The sequence below is a fragment of the Pseudomonas sp. NPDC087817 genome (assembly GCF_044742875.1).
Lineage (GTDB): Bacteria > Pseudomonadota > Gammaproteobacteria > Pseudomonadales > Pseudomonadaceae > Aquipseudomonas.
Genome location: NZ_JBIUVJ010000179.1, coordinates 1 through 1,392, shown reverse-complemented (window position 1 = coordinate 1,392; position 1,392 = coordinate 1). Strand labels below are relative to the sequence as shown.

The 1,392-nt window shown below is 59.3% G+C and carries 1 protein-coding gene; it reads right to left on the bottom strand.

Translation table 11 applies throughout. From position 1 onward, the window contains the following. On the bottom strand, positions 1–1,392 hold a 1,392-nt coding region (pnp, locus tag ACIONG_RS30535), incomplete at both ends, for a polyribonucleotide nucleotidyltransferase (RefSeq protein WP_401304765.1).

Below are 1,392 nucleotides of genomic sequence, written 5' to 3'. Positions count from 1 at the left end.
TGTCGATCTTCATCGCGATCATGGTCGGAGCGGTGGCCGACAGGTCGGTACGCGACTGGCCGATGATCTGGTTCATCTGACCGAGGATGTTCAGGCGCGCTTCCAGGGCTTGGCCCAGAGCGATTTCCATGATTTCTTCGGTGATGCCCTTGATCTTGATGTCCATCTGCAGCGCAGTAACGCCTTTGGCGGTACCGGCTACTTTGAAGTCCATGTCGCCCAAGTGGTCTTCGTCACCGAGGATGTCGGTCAGGACGGCGAACTTCTCGCCTTCTTTAACCAGACCCATGGCGATACCGGCAACCGGCGCCTTCATCGGCACACCAGCATCCATCAGGGCCAGGGAAGCACCGCAAACGGAAGCCATCGAGCTCGAACCGTTGGATTCAGTGATTTCCGAAACCACACGAATGGTGTACGGGAACACGTCAGCGGCAGGCAGCATGGCCGAAACCGAACGACGGGCCAGACGGCCGTGACCGATTTCGCGACGACCAGCACCACCCATGCGACCACATTCACCTACCGAGAACGGAGGGAAGTTGTAGTGCAGCATGAATGGGTCTTTTTTCTCGCCTTCCAGGGTGTCCAGCAGCTGTGCGTCACGGGCGGTGCCCAGAGTTGCAACGACCAGAGCCTGGGTTTCACCACGGGTGAACAGCGCCGAACCGTGAGTCTTCGGCAGAACGCCGACTTCGATGTTCAGCGGACGTACGGTTTTGGTGTCGCGACCGTCGATACGTGGCTTGCCGTTAACGATGTTTTCGCGAACGGTGCGGTATTCGATTTCGCCGAAAGCAGCTTTGACTTCGCTGGACGAAGGCTGGCCTTCTTCACCGGACAGCTTGGCAACCACCTGATCCTTCAGCTCGCCCAGGCGCGCGTAACGGTCGGCCTTGACGGTGATGGTGTAAGCCTGGGAGATCGCGTCGCCGAACTCGGCACGGATAGCGCCCAGCAGTTCGGTGGCTTCTGGAGCCGGAGCCCAGGTCCAGGTTGGCTTGGCAGCTTCGGCAGCCAGTTCTTTAACGGCGTTGATCACCACCTGGAATTCGTCGTGAGCAAACAGTACCGCGCCCAGCATCTGGTCTTCGGTCAGCTCTTTGGCTTCCGATTCAACCATCAGCACAGCGTCCGAAGTACCGGCAACGACCATGTCCAGGCTCGAAGCAGCTTGCTGCTCGTAAGTCGGGTTCAGCAGGTAGCCAGTGCTTTCGTGGAAAGCAACACGGGCGGCGCCGATCGGGCCGTCGAACGGGATGCCCGAGATGGCCAGGGCAGCCGAGGTACCGATCATCGCAGCGATGTCCGGATCGGTTTTCTTGCTGGTGGAAACGACGGTGCAGACAACCTGCACTTCGTTCATGAAGCCTTCTGGGAACAGCGGACGGA